This is a genomic window from Staphylococcus edaphicus, assembly GCF_002614725.1.
Lineage (GTDB): Bacteria > Bacillota > Bacilli > Staphylococcales > Staphylococcaceae > Staphylococcus > Staphylococcus edaphicus.
On sequence record NZ_MRZN01000038.1, the window covers coordinates 1 to 1,619 of the forward strand.

At 50.3% G+C, this 1,619-nt stretch carries 1 rRNA gene; it reads left to right on the plus strand.

Annotated features, from left to right (window positions below):
* Positions 1-38: 38 nt before the first annotated feature.
* Positions 39-1,591, plus strand: a 16S ribosomal RNA gene (locus BTJ66_RS13405).
* Positions 1,592-1,619: the final 28 nt, after the last annotated feature.

Sequence of the window (1,619 nt, forward strand, 5' to 3'; positions counted from 1 at the left end):
AATTAGTATTTTATGAGCTAATCAAACATCATAATTCATTTATGGAGAGTTTGATCCTGGCTCAGGATGAACGCTGGCGGCGTGCCTAATACATGCAAGTCGAGCGAACAGATAAGGAGCTTGCTCCTTTGACGTTAGCGGCGGACGGGTGAGTAACACGTGGGTAACCTACCTATAAGACTGGGATAACTTCGGGAAACCGGAGCTAATACCGGATAACATTTGGAACCGCATGGTTCTAAAGTGAAAGATGGTTTTGCTATCACTTATAGATGGACCCGCGCCGTATTAGCTAGTTGGTAAGGTAACGGCTTACCAAGGCGACGATACGTAGCCGACCTGAGAGGGTGATCGGCCACACTGGAACTGAGACACGGTCCAGACTCCTACGGGAGGCAGCAGTAGGGAATCTTCCGCAATGGGCGAAAGCCTGACGGAGCAACGCCGCGTGAGTGATGAAGGGTTTCGGCTCGTAAAACTCTGTTATTAGGGAAGAACAAACGTGTAAGTAACTGTGCACGTCTTGACGGTACCTAATCAGAAAGCCACGGCTAACTACGTGCCAGCAGCCGCGGTAATACGTAGGTGGCAAGCGTTATCCGGAATTATTGGGCGTAAAGCGCGCGTAGGCGGTTTCTTAAGTCTGATGTGAAAGCCCACGGCTCAACCGTGGAGGGTCATTGGAAACTGGGAAACTTGAGTGCAGAAGAGGAAAGTGGAATTCCATGTGTAGCGGTGAAATGCGCAGAGATATGGAGGAACACCAGTGGCGAAGGCGACTTTCTGGTCTGTAACTGACGCTGATGTGCGAAAGCGTGGGGATCAAACAGGATTAGATACCCTGGTAGTCCACGCCGTAAACGATGAGTGCTAAGTGTTAGGGGGTTTCCGCCCCTTAGTGCTGCAGCTAACGCATTAAGCACTCCGCCTGGGGAGTACGACCGCAAGGTTGAAACTCAAAGGAATTGACGGGGACCCGCACAAGCGGTGGAGCATGTGGTTTAATTCGAAGCAACGCGAAGAACCTTACCAAATCTTGACATCCTTTGAAAACTCTAGAGATAGAGCCTTCCCCTTCGGGGGACAAAGTGACAGGTGGTGCATGGTTGTCGTCAGCTCGTGTCGTGAGATGTTGGGTTAAGTCCCGCAACGAGCGCAACCCTTAAGCTTAGTTGCCATCATTAAGTTGGGCACTCTAGGTTGACTGCCGGTGACAAACCGGAGGAAGGTGGGGATGACGTCAAATCATCATGCCCCTTATGATTTGGGCTACACACGTGCTACAATGGACAATACAAAGGGCAGCTAAACCGCGAGGTCATGCAAATCCCATAAAGTTGTTCTCAGTTCGGATTGTAGTCTGCAACTCGACTACATGAAGCTGGAATCGCTAGTAATCGTAGATCAGCATGCTACGGTGAATACGTTCCCGGGTCTTGTACACACCGCCCGTCACACCACGAGAGTTTGTAACACCCGAAGCCGGTGGAGTAACCATTTATGGAGCTAGCCGTCGAAGGTGGGACAAATGATTGGGGTGAAGTCGTAACAAGGTAGCCGTATCGGAAGGTGCGGCTGGATCACCTCCTTTCTAAGGATATATTCGGAACATCTTCTTA